Raw genomic sequence first — 18,147 nt, 5'->3', positions numbered from 1 at the left:
AACACGCGAGCAGCCGGGGCTAGCAGTCGCGGCGGCCGAGGGCAAGGGTGGCCGGTGGCGGGACCTCGCCAACCGGATGTCAAGATTCCGTATGGGAAGTTCTACAGCGGTGTAAAAGTCGATGTGCGGCCACTCGGGGCGGTCGACCCGGAGGGCGTTCGGCCGCCGGCCGCGCATCGGTGCAGGTCGGCGGTGATGGTTCGGATGGGAACTGCTGTCGGGGTGGGTCGAATTGCCCTGTTTTGCCTACCCCGTGGAAGGCGGTCCGGGCTGGCGGGACCTGGCCAATTCCTGAAGCAGACCTGTCAATTCATCTGGTGCATCGTCATGCTTCTTCTCAACCCCGGCGCCGGCCCCCACTCCCACCCCTCGGTGGCCCGCCGCTCGAACGCCCGGGGTTTCAGCACGTCAGCGCCCGTTCCGCCCCCACAGGTGCCGACCCCGGCCCCCGGGACGCGGCGTGACCGCGGCCAGCCGCGGTTTCCCGGAAGGACTCGTACGTGAAGCGTAAGCTCGCGGCCGTCGCCGTTCTCTCGGCCACGGCCCTCCTGACCGGTGTGATCCAGGTGAGCACCGCCGCCCAGGCCAGCCCCGCCCCCGTCGGCCAGGCCGGGGAAGCCCGTGCCGCCCAGGCCGCCCGGCAGCACGCGGCCGTGCTGGCGCTGGCCGGCGACCAGTCCGGCCCGCTCACCGGCGCCCTCGCCCTGGGCGCGCAGGAACGGCTCGTCGCCAAGGACGCCGTCGTGGACAAGGACGGCACCCGCCACCTGCGCTTCGAGCGCACCTACGCCGGCCTGCCGGTGCTCGGCGGCGACCTGGTCGTCCACCAGAAGGCCGACGGCTCGGTGAAGGCGGTGAACAAGGCCGTCGCCGCGCAGCTGAGCCTGCCGAGCCTCACCCCGCAGATCCCGGCCGACCAGGCGGCCGCGCAGGCCACCGGCGCGGTCCAGGCCACCGTCGGCGTGGCCGCCGACAAGGACGAGTCCCCGCTGAGCGCCGTGCACCAGACCGGCAAGGCCGAGCTGGTGGTCTGGGCGAGCGACGGCAACCCGCGCCTGGCCTACCGCACCACGGTCGAGGGCGTGCGCGCCGACGGCACCCCGAGCAGCCAGGTCCTCGTCACCGACGCCGCCAGCGGCAAGGTCCTGTCCACCCACGAGAAGGTGCAGACCGCCGCCGGCACTGGCACCGGCGTCTTCGTCGGCCAGGTGCCGCTCACCACCGCGCAGGAGGGGTCGAGCTACTCGCTGAAGGACGACTCCCGCGGCGGCCAGTCCACCAGCGACATGAACAACGGGACCACGGGCAGCGGCTCCCCGTTCGCCAACACGTCCAACTCCTTCGGCGACGGCACCGCCGGCAACCGCGAGTCCGCCGCCGTGGACGCCCAGTTCGGTGCCGCCACGACCTGGGACTTCTACAAGAGCGCCTTCGGCCGCAACGGCATCCGCAACGACGGCGTCGGCGCCGCCAGCCGCGTGCACTACGGCTCCAACTACGTCAACGCGTTCTGGAGCGACGACTGCTTCTGCATGACGTACGGGGACGGCAGCGGCGACACCCACCCGCTCACCGAGATCGACGTCGCCGGGCACGAGATGAGCCACGGCGTCACCGCCGCCACCGCGAACCTCAACTACTCCGGGGAGTCCGGAGGCCTGAACGAGGCCACCTCCGACATCATGGGCACGATGGTCGAGTGGTACGCCAACCTGCCCTCCAACCCGCCGAACTACCAGATCGGCGAGCTGGTCAACCTGCGCGGCGACGGCAGCCCGCTGCGCTACATGGACCAGCCCAGCAAGGACGGCCAGTCCGCGGACTCCTGGTCCGCCGACGTCGGCAACCTGGACGTGCACTTCTCGTCCGGCGTGGCGAACCACTTCTTCTACCTGCTGTCCGAGGGCAGCGGCGCGAAGAGCATCAACGGGTTCGACTACAACAGCCCGACCTCCGACGGCTCGACGCTCAGCGGCATCGGCCGGGACAAGGCCGCGCAGATCTGGTACCGCGCCCTGACCGTCTACTTCACCTCCACCACCGACTACGCGGGCGCCCGGGCGGGCACCCTCAGCGCGGCCTCGGACCTGTACGGCGCCGACAGTGCCGAGTGCAACGCCGTCGCCGCCGCCTGGACGGCGGTGAACGTCAACTGAGGCCGGTGGCGGCCTGACCGACGGTCCTGCCGGCCGTGGGTGCCGGCCGGCAGGACGGAACGGCGGGGGTGACGGTGTGCGGACCACCGTCACCCCCGCCGTCGTGCGCTCACCGTCGCCCCCGCCGTCGCCCTCCGGTGCTCATCGACCTACCGGTTCACCGACCTACCGGTTCACCGACCTACCGGTTCACCGACCTACCGGTTCACCGACCTACCGGTTCACCGACCTACCGGTTCACCGGCCCACCGGTTCACCGACCGGGTCCGGTGTGGCCGGGGCGCTCGGTTCGCGGCGGCGGTAGCGGCGCTCCGTCGCGGTGCAGGCGGCCAGCAGCAGGGCGGTGGCGGCCGCGGCGGCGGTCACGGCGAACGGCGCGGCGGGCGAGAAGTGCGTGGTGGCCCAGCCGCCCAGGAAGGTGCCGGCCGACTGGGCCAGGATCAGCGCGCTGACCAGCACGGCCATCGCCTCGCCCAGCCGGGCGGCCGGGACCGTCCGCTCCACCAGGCCGAACATCGTGATCATCTGCGGGGCCACCGCCACCCCGAGCAGGCCGACGGCCGCGGTCAGCGTCCACAGTCCGCCGCCGGAGACCAGCAGGACGCAGGAGGCGGTGAACAGCAGCACCGTGCCGGCCCGCAGCCGGGACGGCAGCCCCCACCGGGCGGGGAGGGCGGCCGTGGCGATCCCGGCCACGGAGCTGGTGCAGCCGATGAAGCCGTAGAGCAGCCCGGCGGCGCCCGCCCGGCCGAGGGCCTCGGTCGTGGCCGTCACCCCGACCTGCACGGAGCCGAAGCACGCGCCGAGCAGCGCCATCCCGGCCAGCAGTAGGACGTACGGGGTGCTCAGCAGCCGCTCGCCCGTCCCCGCCGGGGACTTGGGGACGCCCGGGGAGGCGGTCGGGTGCAGTGCGAACAGGGTGGCGCAGACGCCGGACAGGGCGGCGGCCGTGAGCAGCCCGACCGAGGGGGAGACGGCGGTGGCGAGCACGCCGACCAGCGCGGGCCCGGCGGTGAAGCCGATCTCGTCCACGATTCCGTCCAGCGACAGCATGGTGGAAGTCAACTCCGGCTCCCCGGCGGCCAGTCGGACCCACCGGCTGCGGGACAGCGGGCCCACCAGCGGGACGGACAGGCCGATCAGCGCCGCCGCCGCGACCTGCCAGCCGAGGGCCAGCCCGTCCTCCGAGGCCGCCACCAGGGCGACCAGCGCGGTGGCGTTCACCAGTGCGGCGACCAGCCCGACCGTCCGTTGCCCGCGCCGGTCGGCGAGACGGCCCACCAGCGGGCCGCCGACGGCCTGCCCGCCCGCCAGCGCCCCGGCCACCAGGGAGCCGCACCACACGCTGCCGGTGTTCCGGCTGACCAGCAGCAGGGTGCCGATCGGGCTCATCGCGTTCGGCAGCCGGCCGAGCAGCGACCACAGCAGCACCCGGCCGCCGGTCAGTCGGGCGGCTGTTCGGAACTTGACGACCATGGACACGGACATCGGCGCACGACCCCAAACGGAGCCGACGCGGGCGCCCGCCTCCCGTCGTCGGCCCGGTCAGGCGACTGCGACCTGCGGGTGAGCCTCGACGGTAGGGGCGGCCGGTGCGGCCGGGTAACCGTCCGATCACCCAGTGCAGTCGGGGTGTGGGCGGGGGAGGGGTTGGAGGAGTGGACAACGCGGTCGCCCCGCGCCGGTGGCTTCCGACAGTCCGGCGGCCCGGCGGCGGGTCGGCCGACGGGCCTGACTCGTCGTCAATCCTGTTCTGTGCGCCGTCAGCCGTCAGCCGTCAGCCGTCAGCCGTCGGTGGTCGGTGGTCGGTCGTCAGCCGGTGAGGTCCGCCCGGATCTGGTCCAGGATCAGGCCGGCGCCGGTGTAGCCGATGCCGAGCATCCACAGGTTGTCGTCCACGCGGAACACCCGGCCGTTGCGGACGGCGTCCAGGTTCTTCCAGAGCGCTCCCTCGGTGATCCTGCCCTGGTCGGACTTGGCCGCGTCCCCGTAGACCGAGTAGAAGATGGCGTCGGCCGCCGCCTGGTCGACCTGTTCGGGGCTGATCTCGACGGAGAACCCGGGCTTGTCCTGGTTGGCGGGGCGGCCGAGCCCGAGGTCCTTGAACAGCGAGCCGACGAAGGTGTCGTTGAGGTAGAGCCTGGTCGGTGCACCGGCCAGGAAGCGGGCCATCGCGACCCGGGTGGCGGCGGCCCGGGCCGGGCCGCCGAGCGCGGTGACGAGGTCCCGGGCCTTGGTCCGGTACGCCGCGTCGGCCGCCTCGGCCTCGCCCTGCCGCCCCAGCGCCTCGGCGTGCAGCCGGACGTTCTCCTTCCAGGTCGGCCCGGTGGTCTTGGAGAGCACCGTCGGCGCGATCTTCGACAGTTCGTCGTACCGCTGGTCGTCGCGGACCTGGTTGCTCAGGATGAGGTCCGGCCGCAGCGCGGCGATCGCCTCCAGGCTGGGCTGGCCGATGGCTCCGACGGCCTTCGTCCCCGCCAGCCGGTCGGCGGGCAGGTAGCCGGGGAAGGGCGCGCCCGCGGAGACGGTGGTCGCGCCGACGGGGGTGAGGCCGAGGGTGACCGCCGAGTCCAGTGCGTCGGTGTCCAGCACCACTACCCGGGCCGCCCTGGCGGGTACCCGGGTCTCGCCGCGGGCGTGCCGGACGGTGCGGGAGCCGGCGCCGCCGGAAGGGCCGCCCCCCGGGGCGGACGCGCCGGTGCCCGGGGAGGGCTGGTCCGCCCCGCAGCCGGTGAGCGCGGGACCGAGCACGAGGCCCGGGGCGAGCCGGGCGGCGAGGCCGAGTGCGGTGCGGCGGCTGAGCGGTCGGGGCATCGGCGGATCCTCCAACGGGCGTGCGGGGCGCGGGAATTCCTGCCCGTCCGTCGGGGTGGTCATGCGTCGGGGTCGGTCTCGCGCCGCTGGCGCAGCAGGTCGTCGTAGTCGGCCTGCACGCGGCGGTCCATCGCCAGGGCGAACTGGGCGTCGACGACCGTACGGGCCAGCGGCCGGACCCGCACTATGCGTTCGGTGAGCCGCGCGGCCTCGCCGGGCGGCAGCGGGGCGTCGCCGGCCAGGGCGCCGAGCAGGTGCTCGCCGACCAGGTCGACGAAGACCTCCGCGATGGCGTCCACGTGCTCCTGGGTGCGCCTGCTGGCGTCCAGGACGGCCGAGAGCGGCACGCCCTCGGCGACCAGCGCGGTGGTGGCGTCCATCAGCCGTCGGCTGACGTGGGTGATCCCGTCGTCGTCGACCGAGATGAAGCCCTGGGAGATCGACTCGGCGGTGTTCTCCTCGGTGAGCTGGTCCCCGAAGACGGCGCTCAGTTCGTCCCAGTCCAGGCGCACCGGAGTCTCGTCCGACCAGGGTGCGACGATCGCGGCCTCCAGCCCGATCAGCTCGGCGACGTCCCGCCCGCTCTCGCCGGCGCCGATCAGCTCGGCGATGCCGCCCAGGGTGTGGCCGCGCTCCAGCAGTTCGCCGATCATCCGCAGCCGGGCGAGGTGCTCCTCGCCGTACCAGGCGATCCGGCCCTCCTTGCGGGGAGGCTGGAGGAGTTTGCGCTCGCGGTAGAAGCGCAGGGTCCGGGTGGTGATGCCGGCCGCCTCGGCCAGTTCCTCCACGCGGTACTCGCGCTTTTTGTCGTCGGCAGCAGCTCTGACCTTGTCCACGGCGATCAGCATAGGTCCGTCGCCTCGGGCGGTTCCCGAATCAGGATGGTCGCGCTTCTTCCATCCGGTGTCAGCAAGGGCTACCCTGCCAATCGTGCCAGTGATTACTGGCGCGATTGGCAGGGTCCCGGGGCCGGCCCCCGGGAGGCAGCACCACCGCGGCCCCGACGGCGCCGCTCGCACGTGATGAGTGGCACCGGCGGTGCCGCCCGCACATGATGGGCGGCACCCGTCAGGCAGCCCGAAGATCACCGCCCACCCTCAGGAGGAGGCCGCATGGCATCCAGCAGCAAGCGCCCCCGCTCCGGCGCGTCCGGCGCCCCGGCGGAGGAGGCCGCCCCGGTGGGCGAGGCCGTCCCGGTGGGAGAGGCCGCCCCGCACGTGCGGGTGGCGGTGATCGGCTCCGGGTTCGGCGGCCTCGGCGCGGCGGTACGGCTGCGCCGTGCCGGCATCACCGACTTCGTCGTCCTGGAACGCGCGGACTCGGTCGGCGGCACCTGGCGCGACAACAGCTACCCGGGCTGCGCCTGCGACGTGCCCTCGCACCTCTACTCCTTCTCCTTCGCGCCCAACCCCGAATGGCCGCGCAGCTTCTCCGGCCAGCCCGACATCCGCGCCTACCTGGAGAAGGTCGCCACCGTCTTCGGCCTCCGCCCCCACCTGCGCTTCGGGGCCGAGGTGCTGGAGGCGCGCTGGGAGGCGGAGCGGACCCGCTGGCGGATCACCACCTCGGCCGGCCAGTGGACCGCCGACGCCGTGGTGTCCGCGGCCGGACCGCTCGCCGACCCGCAGATCCCCGACCTGCCCGGGCTCGCCTCCTTCCCCGGCAAGGTGTTCCACTCCTCCCGCTGGGACCACGACTACGACCTGGCCGGCAAGCGGGTCGCCATCGTCGGCACCGGCGCCTCCGCCGCCCAGATCATCCCGTCGATCCAGCCGGAGGTCGGGAAGCTGACGGTCTTCCAGCGCACCCCCGCCTGGGTCCTGCCGCGCCGGGACCGCGAGATCAGCCAGCTCGAGAAGTGGTTGCACGACCGCCTGCCCGTCACCGGCAGGATCCGTCGCGGCACCCTGTTCGCGCTCCGCGAGCTCCAGGTCGACGCCTTCGTCCGCCGCCCGGGCATGCTGAAGGTGGTCCAGCAGTTTGCCGAACGCCACCTCGCCCAGGGCGTCGCCGACCCGGCCCTGCGCGCCAAGCTCACCCCCGACTACCGCATCGGCTGCAAGCGCATCCTGCTCAGCAACACCTACTACCCCGCGCTCGCCGCCGCCAACACCGAGGTGGTCGCCTCGGGCCTGCGCGAACTGCGCGGCTCCACCCTGGTCGCCGCCGACGGCACCGAGCACGAGGTGGACGCCATCGTCTTCGGCACCGGCTTCCACGTCACCGACATGCCCATCGGCGCCCGGGTGTTCGGCGCCGACGGCACCAGTCTGGCCGAGCAGTGGAAGGGCGGCATGGAGGCCCTGCGCGGCTCGACCGTGCACGGCTTCCCGAACCTCTTCTTCGTGATCGGCCCCAACACCGGCCTCGGGAACAGCTCGATGATCCTGATGATCGAGTCCCAGCTGAACTACCTGATCGACGCGCTCACCACCCTCGACACCGTCGGCGCCACCGCGATGCAGCCCACCGTCCGCGCCCAGCGCCAGTGGAACCTCGAACTCCAGCACCGTATGGACCGCACCGTCTGGACGACCGGCGGCTGCCGCAGCTGGTACCTCGACCCGAACGGCCGGAACACCGTGCTCTGGCCCGGCTCCACCACCGCGTTCCGCCGTGCCACCCGAAGAGTCGACCTCGGCGAGTACGAACTGATCATGCGCACCGCACCGACCACCGCCCCCGCCGTCCAGGAGGTGTCCGCATGAGCGCCGTCCGTCTGCCCGCCGAGTACGTCCCGCCCACGCCCGTCGAGGAGTTGAGCGTGCGCTCGGCCGACGGCATCAGGCTGCACGTCGAGGTGCACGGCCAGCCCGGGGCGCCGACCGTGGTGCTCGCCCACGGCTGGACCTGCTCGACCGCCTTCTGGGCCCCGGTGATCCGCCGACTCGCCGACCGGTACCGGGTGGTGGCGTACGACCAGCGCGGCCACGGGCGGAGCGAGATCCCGCCGAGCCGGGCCCGCTACTCCACCCGCGCGCTCGCCGAGGACCTCGCCGCCGTGCTCGCCCGGACCGTACCGGCGGGGGAGCGGGCCGTGCTCGCCGGGCACAGCATGGGCGGGATGACCATCATGGCCGCCGGCGGGCGCCCCGGGGTCGCCGAGCGCACCGCCGTCGCCGTCCTGATCTCCACCGGGCCGTCCGAGCTGGTGGACCGGCTCACCGTCCTGCCGGGTGGGGTGCGCCCGCCGTGGCTGCGCCGCTTCCTGCACCGGCAGCTGCTGCGCTCCCGGCTGCCGCTCGGGCCGGTCACGTCCGTCAGCCGCGCCGCGCTCAAGTACGCCACCATGGGGCCGGGTTCGGCGGCCGGGCAGGTCGAGGCGACGGCGCGGATCGTGCACGCCTGCCCGACGGGCGTGCGCGTCCACTGGGCCGGCGTCCTCGACCGGCTGGACGTCCACGCCGGGCTCGCCCGGCTCACCGTGCCGACGGCGGTCGTGGTCGGCACCGCCGACCGGCTGACCCCGCCCGTGCACGCGCACCGGATGGTCGCCGAACTCGCCGACCCACAGGGGCTGTTGCTGCTGCCGGGGGTCGGTCACATGGCCCCGCTGGAGCGGCCGGTGGAGGTCGCCGCCGAGATCCACCGGCTGGCCGCCGCGTACCTGTCCGGTAAGCCGGCTACCGAGCCCGCCGCCGAGCCCGCCGTCGAGCCCACCGCAGCGCCCACCGCCGAGCCCACCGTGTCCGCCGAAACCCCTGCCGGCCCCGCCACCGAGAGGACCGCCGTCGCATGAACGCCGTTCCGCCGCTGTCCGCACAGGTCGTCGTCATCACCGGAGCCGCCCGCGGGGTCGGCGCCTCGCTGGCCCGCACGCTCGCGCGGCGCGGAGCCACCGTCGCCCTCCTCGGCCTGGAACCCGAGGAGCTCAAGGCCGTCGCGGCGCAGTGCGGGCCCGGCGCGACCAGCTGGGAGGTCGACGTCACCGACCTCGACGCGCTGACCGACGCCGCCCGCCGGATCAAGGAGCACCACGGCCGGATCGACACCGTGGTCGCCAACGCCGGCATCGCCATCGGCGGGCCGCTCGCGGACAGCGACCACCGCGCCTTCACCCGGGTGATCGAGGTGAACCTGCTCGGCAGCGTCGCCACCGCCCGGGCCTTCCTGCCCGCACTGACCGAGAGCCGGGGCTACCTGCTGCAGATCGCCTCGCTGGCCGCGCTGACGCCCGCGCCGCTGATGAGCGCGTACTGCGCCAGCAAGTCCGGGGTGGAGGCCTTCGCCCACTCGCTCCGCGCCGAGGTCGCCCACCAGGGGGTCAAGGTCGGTGTGGGGTACCTGAGTTGGACCGACACGGACATGGTGCGCGGGGCCGACGAGGACACCGTGCTGCGGCAGATGCGCACCCGACTGCCGTGGCCGGCGAACAAGACGTACCCGCTGGAGCCGGCGGTGGAGCGGATCGCCGCGGGCATCGCCCGCCGGTCCGCCCACGTCTACGCCCAGGCCTGGCTGCGCGGGATGCAGCCCGTCCGCTGGGTGCTGCCGAGCCTGATCGCGGCGGTGGGCTCCCGTGACGTCGCCAAGCTCGCCCCGCAGCTCGCGGCCACCGCGGCCTCCCGGCTGCGCGCCGTCGGCGCCGGGGGCGCGGCGGACACGGCGGTCCGGCGGAGCCACAGCGGCCCGGGGCGCGGCGCCGACGCCCCGGTGACGGATGACAAGTAACAGATAACAGATAACAGCTGACAGATGTTGAAATCTGTCAGCTGTTATCTGTTCGCCGTCAGCCGTCAGCCGTCAGCCGTCAGCCGTCAGCCGTCAGCCGTCAGCCGTCAGCCGCCCCGGCCCCCCGCCCCTCCGGCCCCCGCCGTCGCGATCCGCGCCAGCGTCCCCAGGGCCCGTGCCAGCACCGGCAGGGTCGGCGAGGCGAGCCCGACCCGGACCGCGGCCGGTGACCGGCGCGGGTCCACGGCGAACGCCGCCGCGGGTGTGATCGAGATCCCGGCCCGCGCGGCCGCCGCCACGAAGGCCTCCGCCCGCCAGGCCCCCGGCAGCTCCCACCACAGGTAGTACGAGCACGGGTCGGCTCGCACCCGCTGCCCCGCCAGCACCTCGCGCGCCAGCGCCTGCCGGTCCGCCGCGTCGGCCCGCTTGGCGGCCTCGGTCGCGGCCAGGGTGCCGTCCCCGATCCAGCGCACCGCCGCCTCCAGCGCGAACCCGTTCGGCGTCCACCCGCCCGACCGCAGCGCGCCCGCCACCTGCTCGCGCAGCGCGCCGGGGGCGAGCGCGAACCCGCTGGTCAGCCCGGGCGCGAGCCGCTTGGACAGGCTGTCCACGAGAACGGTGCGCTCTGGGGCCAACGCGGCCAACGGCGTCAGGTCCGGCCGCAGGAACGACCAGACGGCGTCCTCGACCACCGGCAGGTCGAGCCGTCGCAGTTCCTCCGCGAGCGCCGCCAGCCGCGCGGGCGGCATGCTCGCACCGAGCGGGTTCTGCAGCCGGGGCTGCACGTACACGGCGCGCAGCGGAGCCGCGCGGTGGGCGGCCGCGACGGCCTCGGGCAGCAGCCCGTCCTCGTCCACGGCCAGCGGCACCAGGCGGATGCCCAGTCGCTGCGCCACGGCCTTGACCACCGGATAGGTGAGCGCCTCCACGCCCAGCCGCTGCCCGGGCGGCACGAGTGCGGACAGCGCCCCCGCGGCGGCCTGCCGTCCGTTGCCCGCGAACAGCAGGTCCGCGGGCTCGGCCTGCCAGGAGCCGGCGGAGAGCAGGCCGGCGAAGGCCTGCCGGGCCGCGTCCGTGCCGGCCGCGCCGACCGGCCGCAGGGCGTCGCCGAGCGCGTCCGGCCGCAGCAGCGGCGCGAGTCCGCCGGCGAGCAGTTCGGCCTGCCCGGGGGTGACGGGGTAGTTGAGTTCCAGGTCGACGGGTGCGCTGGTCGGTTCGGCGAGCGCGATGCGGCCGTCCTCCGTGCTCCGCCCGGCGCGGACGAAGGTGCCGCGCCCGACCTCGCCGACGGTCAGTCCGCGCCGGGCGAGTTCCCGGTAGACGCGTCCCGCCGTCGAGGCGGCGATGCCCCGGCTGCGGGCGAAGGCGCGTTGGGTGGGCAGCTGCTGCCCGGGCCGCAGGCGTCCGTCGGTGATGTCGGCGGCGACCCGGTCGGCGATCAGGCGGTAGTCGTCCATCGGTGTCGTCCCTCCGTACTGTCGCCCGGTACCGTCCCGGTGCCGTCCCGGCTCGTCCCGGTGCCGTGGGCCGGCTCCGCCGGCGCCATTGCACCGAGCGCAAAGTCATCATTGCACCGAGCCGGTGACCCGTCCTAGCCTCCCTGCATGGACGCGTTGACATCGGCCGTGGACGGCCACGCGGTACTCGGGATCGCCGTCGTGGCACTGGGCATGGTGCTGTCGCCGGGGCCGAACATGATCTACCTGGTCTCGCGCTCGATCGCGCAGGGCCGCCGCGCCGGGCTGATCTCGCTGCTCGGGGTCGCGGTCGGATTCCTGGTCTACCTCGTCGCGGTGACGGCGGGCGTGGCCGCGGTCTTCTCGGTGGTGCCCGCCCTCTACACCGGGATCAAGCTGGCGGGTGCCGGCTACCTGCTCTGGCTGGCGTGGAAGGCGGTGAAGCCGGGCGGTACGGCCGTCTTCGCCCCGCAGCAGCTGACCCCGGACCCGCCGCGGCGCCTGTTCGCGATGGGCTTCCTGACCTGCCTGCTCAACCCCAAGATCGCCATCATGTACATCTCGCTGCTGCCCCAGTTCGTGGCCCCCGAACGCGGCCACGTCGCCCTGCAGAGCCTGGTGCTGGGTCTGACGCAGATCGCGATCGCGGTGACCGTGAACGGCCTGATCGCGATGAGTGCGGGCGGCATCGCGGCCTTCCTCAACCGCCGCCCGGCCTGGCTGCGCGTCCAGCGCTACGCGATGGGCACCGTCCTCGCCGGCCTGGCGGTGCACATCGCCGCCGACCGCGCCAAGGCCGTCGCGGCCTAGGCTCCCCGGCCGGGGAGCCGCGGGCCCGCGGGATCCGCCGGGATCCGCCGGGATCCGCCGCGCCGCCGGGAGCCGCCGGACTCGCCGGGATCCGCCCGACGGACCTACGCCGTCCGGGCTGCCACCCGCAGCACCTCGTACCCGGCCTGGACGACGTGCGAGCCGAGCGTCGACCCGGTGTTGGCCAGCGCCGCCACCGCGGCCGCCGTCTGCGGCGAGAACCCGACGAGCACCGTGAAGCCCCTGGTCGCCCCCGCGTGGAAGTACAGGTCGTGTCCGCCCGAGCGGCGGTGGTTCCACACCAGGCAGACCTCGTCGCCCGACCGCGGCAGTCGAAGCCGCGGCCGCTGCACCTCCCGCAGGGCGGCCCCCAGGGAGGTCCCCACCGCGGCGTCCAGGCCGTTCGGACCGTCCAGGCCGTTCATGCCGCTCAGGCCGTTCATGCCGTTCAGGCCGTCGAGGTGGGCCCGCAGGTAGCGCAGCACATCGGCCCCGCTGGCCCGCACCGCGGCCGCTCCCGGCAGTCCGGGGGCGTGCCACGGCGGTAGTTCCCGGCCGCGCAGGTGCCCGGTCGCCCGCCCCGGCGCGTCCGGTGCGCACCCGGTGGCGCGCAGTCCGAGCGGCCCGCAGATCCGTTCCGCGAGCAGCGTCCCGTACGGGGAGCGGCCCGTCTCGGCGAGTGCCCGCCCGAGCAGCCCGACTCCGTAGTTGGAGTACCGGTAGTGCTCACCGGGCCTGCGTCGAGGGGCGGTTCGGGCCAGCGCCGTCCGCAGGTCGTCGTCCCCGAACGCCGCGTAGGGGTTGCTGCGCCAGCGGGGCAGGGCGGCCGCCAGGAGCCCGGGCGGCAGCCGGGGCAGGCCCGAGGTGTGGGTGGCCAGGTGCAGCAGCCGGACGGGTTGGGAGCAACGGCTGGGCACCGGTGGCCAGTTCGGCGGCAGCCGGTGCTCCAGCGGGTCGTCCAGGGCGAGTTCGCCGCGGGCCGCCATCTCGGCCAGCAGGAGGGCGGTGAACGTCTTGCTCACCGAGCCGAGTTCGAAGACGGTGTCCGGTGTGCAGGCCGCTGCCCGGCCGCGCCCGGTCCGCCCGTGGCAGCGCACCTCCTGCCGTTCTCCCCGCGCCACGGCCACCGTGACGGCGGTGGCGTGGGGTTCGGCCGCCCGCACCACCGCCGCCACCGCGGTGTCCAGTGCGTTCACGCGGCTGCCGCGCCGGTGCCCAGCGCCCGGGCCAGGGTGACGTCGCCGGCCAGGACCGCGACCACGGCGGTGTGCTGGTGCTCCCGGAAGGACTCGTCGCGGTCCGCGCTCACCGCCTCGTTGGCCTCGCGCGGCACCAGTCCGTCGTCGTGCTGGACGGCGGCCAGCGCGTCCCAGCCCTGTCGGCCGGTGGCCGGTTCGCCGATGCAGGCGTCGACGATGAGGAGTTCGAGGGCGAGGTCCCACTGCCCGATCTCCAGCCAGACGTCGAGCCAGACCGGGAGCCAGTCGCGGACGTGGTCGCGCATCGGCTCGGGCAGGCCGTCCGGGTGGGCGCCCCAGTCGGTGAGGTGGAAGACGGTGTGCGTGATCTGGTAGGCGATCTCCCATTCGACGGCCCAGGGCTCAGGCGTGGCGCCGAGCCAGGTGCGGGCGGCGAGCGCGTCCCAGTCCGGCTGGTGGCTGAGCCCCACCAGCCGGCGGGCGTTGGCGACGGCGAGCCGCCGGTTGGCCTGGATCTCGGTGGCGTGGGCCGCGCGCAGGCGGCTGATCGATTCGAGGAGCTCCTCCAGGGCGGGGTGGCGGTAGCCGGCCCGGGCGAAGTGGCCGTAGAGCTCCAGCGGGTCGCTCATCGTGACGTGGCGCAGCTGGCGTTCGTACAGCAGGTCGCCCTCGCGGACCTCCTCCCACGCGTAGTCGAGCAGTTCCCGGGCGGCCCGGGTGCCGGCGGGCCCGGCGACGCCGTCGCGCAGGACGACGGAGGCGACCAGGGCGATCTCGCCGAGCGGCTTGTAGGCGTCGTTGGGGGTGGCGAGGTCGACGACGGTGTTGTCGGGGATCCGGCCGAGGCCGTCGCGGTGGGCGGCGTGCAGCCAGGTCATCGCGCGGGAGCCGACCTGCTGGGCGACGGAGAGGACGTGGGTGTCGGTCATGGGGCCTGGTTCCCTTCGGCGGTCGACGGCCGGGAGCGGTCGAGCAGCAGGCGGGCGACGGCGAGTTCGAGCCCGGTGCGGGCGCTCCCGTCGCCGGCCAGCCGGATCCGGTCCAGGACGGGGTCGACGTCGAGCGGCAGCGGTCGGCCTTCGGCGGCGGCCCAGCCGAGCCAGCGGGCGAGCCGGGCGGCGGTGGTGAGGTCGCGGCGCATCATCGAGCGGACGGTGCCGCGGGCGAGGGCCAGGACCCGGGCCCGGGCGGTGTCGTGCACCGGGCCGTCGAGTCCGGGCAGGGCGAGGACGGACAGCTGCGCCATCCGCACCGACCAGGCCTGCCAGCCCAGCTCGTCGGGGCCCGGCAGCGGGGCAGGCGGTGGTACGGCCTCGCCGTAGGGTGTGCGGGCGAGCACCTGTCCGGCGGCCCAGTCCTGCCATCCGATCACCAGCGCGGCCTCTCGGGAGGGGGGTGCCGGTGCCGGGAGCGCCCGGCGGGCCTCGGCCAGCAGGGCGGCGGCGGGGCCGTCGGGTTCGGCTCCGGTGAGCAGCTGGGGGGAGAGGAGGTCGGCGCCGAGCAGTCGCACGGCGGCCAGCAGCGGGCGGGGTACGGCGGTGTCGGGGTCGACGAGTGCGGCCGCACCCCCGCCGCCCCGGAGGGCGTCGAGGGTCCGGCCCGCCACCCGCTCGACCGCCGCGGCGTAGTCGTCGCGGAGCGAGGTCTCGGCGAATGGCATCGGTGGTGTTCCTCCTTGGTGGGGCGGGCCGGCCCGTTCGCGGGGCCGGCCCGGCCTTCAGGTGGTGTGGCCGGCCCGCGTCACCGGGTCGGCTTCTCCTTCGGCGGCTTCGGCGATGCCAGGAGCAGGCCGAGCAGCAGGGCGGCACCCGCGGCCTCCGGCAGGTACGTGGGCGCGTCGGACACGACGGCCTCGTCCTCCACCATCAGGCTCGCGAGTGTCTCGGCCTCGGCGAGCGTCGCGCTGGGTGACGCCGAAGCGGTTTCCGTGCGGAACTGAGTAAGCATCAGATGTGCCTCCTCGCCTGGATTTCATCACCCGTTCGGGCGATGCCTCTGTCCGACACTACGAGCACGACCGATCGCCTGCATCCGCAGTCCGCTGAGCAGGGACGTTGCCCTGGGTGTGGGCTCGGCTGCGGGGAGTCGGTACGGTCAGGGGCATGACCACTGCCTTGATCACCGGCGCGACCGCCGGCATCGGAGCCGCTTTCGCCCGCCGACTCGCCCGCGGCGGCTACCGTCTCGTCCTGGTGGCCCGGGACACCGGGCGTCTGGAGCGGGCGAGCTCCGACCTGCACGCCGAGTACGGCGTCGAGGTGGAGGTGCTGACCGCCGACCTCGCGACGGACGAGGGCATCGCCGCCGTCGAGGCCCGGCTGGGCGACGCCGGGCGCCCGGTGGACCTGCTGATCAACAACGCCGGGTTCGGCAACAAGGGCGCCTTCGGGGCCGTTCCGCTGCAGGCGGAGCTGGACATGGTGAAGGTCCACGTCGAGGCGGTGCTGCGGCTGACCACGGCAGCCCTGCCGGGGATGCGCGAGCGCGGCCGGGGTGCGGTCGTCAACGTCGCCTCGGTGGCGGCCTTCCTGCCGCGGGGCACCTACGGGGCGAGCAAGGCGTGGGTGGTGAGCTTCACCCAGGGCGTGCTGCGCGACCTCGGTGGCACGGGCGTGCGGATGATGGCGCTGTGCCCGGGCTTCACCCGGACCGAGTTCCACGAGCGGGCGGGCATGGGCACCGGCAACATCCCGGCCTGGTCCTGGCTCTCGGCAGAGCGGGTGGTCGACGAGGCGATGCGCGACCTGGCGCGCGGCAGGTCGTTGTCGGTGCCGGGCCGTCGTTACAAGGTGGCGGTCGCCGTCGCGCGGATGCTGCCCCCGGGCAAGCTCGGCGGCGTGTCCTCGAAGGCGGCGCGCACCTACCGGACGGACTGAGGCGCCGGCCGACCGGGCGGGCGGATCGTGACGCCGGGCGGCCGGTCGGCCGACCGCCCGGTCGGGTCGGTCGGCGGCCCGGTCGGGGTCGGCGGTCGGCGGCCGGGCACCGCGGCCGCGCGGGAATAGAGTAACCCTCACTATTAGCTTGTCTAACTATGAGCTATTCTCGCTATGCTGGCGGCCGCCCGACCGCCGACCCCGGCACACCCTGGGAGGCCCGCCCTTGAGGCCCGACGCCACCGACTGGACCGCCCCCGAACGCGCCGAGGGCGCCCCCCGCCCGCCGGCCCAGTGGCGGCGCATCCTCGCGCTGTTCCGCCCGTACGCGGGGCGACTGGCCGTCGTCGGGCTGCTGGTCGCCGCCTCCGCCGTCGTCTCGGTCGTCTCGCCGTTCCTGCTGAGGGCCGTGCTGGACACCGCCATCCCGCAGAGCCGCACCGGACTGCTCAGCCTGCTCGTGCTCGGCATGATCGCCGCGGCCGTGGTGAACAGCGTCTTCAGCGTGCTGCAGACGCTGATCTCCACCACCGTCGGCCAGCGCGTCATGCACGACCTGCGCACCGCCGTCTACGGCCACCTGCAGCGGCAGTCGCTCGCCTTCTTCACCCGCACCCGCACCGGTGAGGTGCAGTCCCGGATCGCCAACGACATCGGCGGCATGCAGTCCACGGTGACGTCCACCGCGACCAGCCTGGTCTCCAACTTCACCGCGGTGATCGCCTCGGTGGTCGCCATGGTCGCGCTCGACTGGCGCCTGACCGTCGTCTCGCTGGTGCTGCTGCCGCTGTTCGTCTGGATCAGCCGCCGGGTCGGCAACGAGCGCAAGCGGATCACCACCGAACGGCAGAAGCAGCTGGCCGCGATGAGTTCGGCCGTCCAGGAGTCGCTCTCCGTCAGCGGCATCCTGCTCGGCCGCACGATGGGCCGCTCCGACTCGCTCGCCCGCGAGTTCACCGGCCAGTCTGACCAGCTCGCCGACCTGGAGGTGCGGGCCAGCATGGCCGGCCGCTGGCGGATGAACACCATCCAGATCGTGATGGCCGCGATGCCCGCGCTGATCTACTGGGCCGCCGGGCTGTCCGCCGCCGACGGCGCCCCGATCGTCTCGGTCGGCACCCTGGTCGCCTTCGTGACCCTCCAGCAGGGCCTGTTCCGCCCGACCGTCAGCCTGCTCTCCACGGGCGTGCAGGTGCAGACCTCGCTCGCGCTCTTCCAGCGCATCTTCGAGTACCTGGACCTGCCGGTGGAGATCGCCGAGCCGGCCGGGGCGGTCGGCCTGGCCGAGGTCCGCGGCGAGGTCCGCTTCGAGGGCGTGGACTTCCGCTACGACCCGGACCAGGAGCGGCCCACGCTGTCCGGCGTCGACCTGGTCGTCCCGGCCGGGAGCTCGCTGGCCGTGGTCGGCGAGACGGGCTCCGGCAAGACCACGCTCAGCTACCTGGTGCCGAGGCTGTACGACGTCACGGGCGGCCGGGTCGCCATCGACGGCGTGGACGTGCGCGAGCTGTCCTTCGACACGCTGGCCCGCGCGGTCGGCGTGGTCTCCCAGGAGACCTACCTCTTCCACGCCTCGGTCGCCGAGAACCTGCGCTTCGCCAAGCCGGACGCCACCGACGCCGAACTCGTCGAGGCCGCCCGGGCCGCGCAGGTCCACGAGACCGTCGCCGCCCTGCCGGACGGCTACGACACGCTGGTCGGCGAGCGCGGCTACCGCTTCTCCGGTGGCGAGAAGCAACGCCTCGCGCTGGCCCGGACGATCCTGCGCAACCCGCCGGTGCTCATCCTCGACGAGGCCACCAGCGCCCTGGACAACCGCACCGAGCGCGCCGTCCAGCAGGCCGTGGACACCCTGGCCGCGGGCCGCACCACGATCACCATCGCGCACCGGCTCTCCACCGTACGCACCGCCGACCAGATCGCCGTCCTGGACCGCGGCGAGGTCGTCGAACTCGGCACCCACGACGAGCTGGTCGAGCTGGACGGGCGCTACGCGGCACTGCTGCGCAGGGAGGCGCCGGAGCCGGTCGCGCCCGTCCTGGAGCCGGGCGTCGCGGCCGCGGGGCCGGTCCTCCTGGACCAGGAGCCGGCCGTCCTGGTCCGGTGAGCCGGGCACCCGGGCACCCGGGCACCCGGGCGGCGGGTCGCGCGGGAGCGACCGGCC

The 18,147-nt window shown here is 74.3% G+C and carries 15 protein-coding genes; 7 read left to right on the top strand and 8 right to left on the bottom strand.

Annotated elements, in window-relative coordinates; genetic code table 11:
• Window positions 1-500 precede the first annotated feature (500 nt).
• The gene (locus ACIRS1_RS01270) at window positions 501-2,156 is read left to right on the top strand and encodes a M4 family metallopeptidase (RefSeq protein ID WP_402835877.1); all 1,656 of its coding nucleotides are present in this window, start codon (window positions 501-503) and stop codon (window positions 2,154-2,156) included.
• 237 nt (window positions 2,157-2,393) lie between these two features.
• Here ACIRS1_RS01270 and ACIRS1_RS01265 read toward each other — a convergent pair whose 3' ends face one another.
• The 3 genes from ACIRS1_RS01265 to ACIRS1_RS01255 form a co-directional block, all read right to left on the bottom strand.
• Window positions 2,394-3,644 carry an MFS transporter gene (locus tag ACIRS1_RS01265; protein ID WP_402835875.1) on the bottom strand — a complete coding sequence of 417 codons (1,251 nt, stop codon included), beginning with the start codon at window positions 3,642-3,644 and terminating at the stop codon, window positions 2,394-2,396.
• 324 nt (window positions 3,645-3,968) lie between these two features.
• Complete coding sequence (locus ACIRS1_RS01260; RefSeq protein ID WP_402835873.1) at window positions 3,969-4,970, bottom strand: ABC transporter substrate-binding protein; 1,002 nt, start codon at window positions 4,968-4,970, stop codon at window positions 3,969-3,971.
• Between the two features lie 59 nt (window positions 4,971-5,029).
• Complete coding sequence (locus ACIRS1_RS01255) at window positions 5,030-5,818, bottom strand: MerR family transcriptional regulator (RefSeq protein ID WP_402835871.1); 789 nt, start codon at window positions 5,816-5,818, stop codon at window positions 5,030-5,032.
• Between the two features lie 264 nt (window positions 5,819-6,082).
• Between ACIRS1_RS01255 and ACIRS1_RS01250 the strand changes: the two genes are divergently transcribed.
• The 3 genes from ACIRS1_RS01250 to ACIRS1_RS01240 are packed head-to-tail and all read left to right on the top strand — an operon-like array spanning window position 6,083 to window position 9,641.
• A complete protein-coding gene (locus tag ACIRS1_RS01250; protein WP_402835869.1) occupies window positions 6,083-7,678 on the top strand; it encodes a flavin-containing monooxygenase in 1,596 nt (531 codons plus the stop codon).
• The gene (locus ACIRS1_RS01245) at window positions 7,675-8,709 is read left to right on the top strand and encodes an alpha/beta fold hydrolase (RefSeq protein WP_402835867.1); all 1,035 of its coding nucleotides are present in this window, start codon (window positions 7,675-7,677) and stop codon (window positions 8,707-8,709) included. The genes ACIRS1_RS01250 and ACIRS1_RS01245 overlap by 4 nt, the downstream gene beginning before the upstream one ends.
• Window positions 8,706-9,641 (top strand): SDR family oxidoreductase, encoded by a 936-nt coding sequence (locus tag ACIRS1_RS01240; RefSeq protein ID WP_402835866.1) that lies wholly within the window; start codon window positions 8,706-8,708, stop codon window positions 9,639-9,641. Before ACIRS1_RS01245 ends, ACIRS1_RS01240 begins: the two co-directional genes overlap by 4 nt.
• A gap of 107 nt (window positions 9,642-9,748) precedes the next feature.
• Here the strand turns inward: ACIRS1_RS01240 and ACIRS1_RS01235 are convergent, their stop codons facing one another.
• Window positions 9,749-11,098 (bottom strand): PLP-dependent aminotransferase family protein, encoded by a 1,350-nt coding sequence (locus ACIRS1_RS01235; protein WP_402835864.1) that lies wholly within the window; start codon window positions 11,096-11,098, stop codon window positions 9,749-9,751.
• Window positions 11,099-11,245: 147 nt separating this feature from the next.
• Here ACIRS1_RS01235 and ACIRS1_RS01230 point away from each other — a divergent pair, with 147 nt between their 5' ends.
• Window positions 11,246-11,908 (top strand): LysE family translocator, encoded by a 663-nt coding sequence (locus tag ACIRS1_RS01230; RefSeq protein WP_402835862.1) that lies wholly within the window; start codon window positions 11,246-11,248, stop codon window positions 11,906-11,908.
• A gap of 104 nt (window positions 11,909-12,012) precedes the next feature.
• On the opposite strand, the gene ACIRS1_RS01225 is transcribed toward ACIRS1_RS01230, so the two are convergent.
• From ACIRS1_RS01225 to ACIRS1_RS01210, 4 genes are all read right to left on the bottom strand, one after another.
• Window positions 12,013-13,104, bottom strand: a complete 1,092-nt coding sequence (locus tag ACIRS1_RS01225; RefSeq protein WP_402835860.1) for a serine hydrolase domain-containing protein — start codon at window positions 13,102-13,104, stop codon at window positions 12,013-12,015.
• Complete coding sequence (locus ACIRS1_RS01220) at window positions 13,101-14,036, bottom strand: DUF6895 family protein (RefSeq protein ID WP_402835858.1); 936 nt, start codon at window positions 14,034-14,036, stop codon at window positions 13,101-13,103. Before ACIRS1_RS01220 ends, ACIRS1_RS01225 begins: the two co-directional genes overlap by 4 nt.
• Window positions 14,033-14,767 (bottom strand): hypothetical protein, encoded by a 735-nt coding sequence (locus tag ACIRS1_RS01215; protein WP_402835856.1) that lies wholly within the window; start codon window positions 14,765-14,767, stop codon window positions 14,033-14,035. The genes ACIRS1_RS01220 and ACIRS1_RS01215 overlap by 4 nt, the downstream gene beginning before the upstream one ends.
• 80 nt (window positions 14,768-14,847) lie before the next feature.
• Entirely contained in the window at window positions 14,848-15,054 is a 207-nt protein-coding gene (locus ACIRS1_RS01210) for a hypothetical protein (protein WP_360219667.1), read from the bottom strand.
• 155 nt (window positions 15,055-15,209) lie between these two features.
• Here ACIRS1_RS01210 and ACIRS1_RS01205 point away from each other — a divergent pair, with 155 nt between their 5' ends.
• Together ACIRS1_RS01205 and ACIRS1_RS01200 are read left to right on the top strand one after the other, a co-directional pair.
• Entirely contained in the window at window positions 15,210-15,983 is a 774-nt protein-coding gene (locus tag ACIRS1_RS01205; RefSeq protein ID WP_360219664.1) for an SDR family NAD(P)-dependent oxidoreductase, read from the top strand.
• A gap of 226 nt (window positions 15,984-16,209) precedes the next feature.
• Complete coding sequence (locus ACIRS1_RS01200; RefSeq protein WP_402835853.1) at window positions 16,210-18,090, top strand: ABC transporter ATP-binding protein; 1,881 nt, start codon at window positions 16,210-16,212, stop codon at window positions 18,088-18,090.
• The last annotated feature ends 57 nt before the right edge of the window (window positions 18,091-18,147 follow it).

This window comes from Kitasatospora sp. NPDC101176, assembly GCF_044768035.1.
Taxonomy (GTDB): domain Bacteria; phylum Actinomycetota; class Actinomycetes; order Streptomycetales; family Streptomycetaceae; genus Kitasatospora.
The sequence above is the reverse complement of the archived record's forward strand: the minus strand, read 5'-3'. Positions and strand labels throughout refer to the sequence as shown.

Coding starts and splice junctions, on each gene's coding strand:
- ACIRS1_RS01265 (WP_402835875.1), bottom strand. CDS start 3,644: ATGTCCGTGTCCATGGTCGTCAAGTTCCGAACAGCCGCCCGACTGACC.
- ACIRS1_RS01260 (WP_402835873.1), bottom strand. CDS start 4,970: ATGCCCCGACCGCTCAGCCGCCGCACCGCACTCGGCCTCGCCGCCCGG.
- ACIRS1_RS01255 (WP_402835871.1), bottom strand. CDS start 5,818: ATGCTGATCGCCGTGGACAAGGTCAGAGCTGCTGCCGACGACAAAAAG.
- ACIRS1_RS01250 (WP_402835869.1), top strand. CDS start 6,083: ATGGCATCCAGCAGCAAGCGCCCCCGCTCCGGCGCGTCCGGCGCCCCG.
- ACIRS1_RS01245 (WP_402835867.1), top strand. CDS start 7,675: ATGAGCGCCGTCCGTCTGCCCGCCGAGTACGTCCCGCCCACGCCCGTC.
- ACIRS1_RS01240 (WP_402835866.1), top strand. CDS start 8,706: ATGAACGCCGTTCCGCCGCTGTCCGCACAGGTCGTCGTCATCACCGGA.
- ACIRS1_RS01235 (WP_402835864.1), bottom strand. CDS start 11,098: ATGGACGACTACCGCCTGATCGCCGACCGGGTCGCCGCCGACATCACC.
- ACIRS1_RS01230 (WP_402835862.1), top strand. CDS start 11,246: ATGGACGCGTTGACATCGGCCGTGGACGGCCACGCGGTACTCGGGATC.
- ACIRS1_RS01220 (WP_402835858.1), bottom strand. CDS start 14,036: ATGACCGACACCCACGTCCTCTCCGTCGCCCAGCAGGTCGGCTCCCGC.
- ACIRS1_RS01215 (WP_402835856.1), bottom strand. CDS start 14,767: ATGCCATTCGCCGAGACCTCGCTCCGCGACGACTACGCCGCGGCGGTC.
- ACIRS1_RS01210 (WP_360219667.1), bottom strand. CDS start 15,054: ATGCTTACTCAGTTCCGCACGGAAACCGCTTCGGCGTCACCCAGCGCG.
- ACIRS1_RS01205 (WP_360219664.1), top strand. CDS start 15,210: ATGACCACTGCCTTGATCACCGGCGCGACCGCCGGCATCGGAGCCGCT.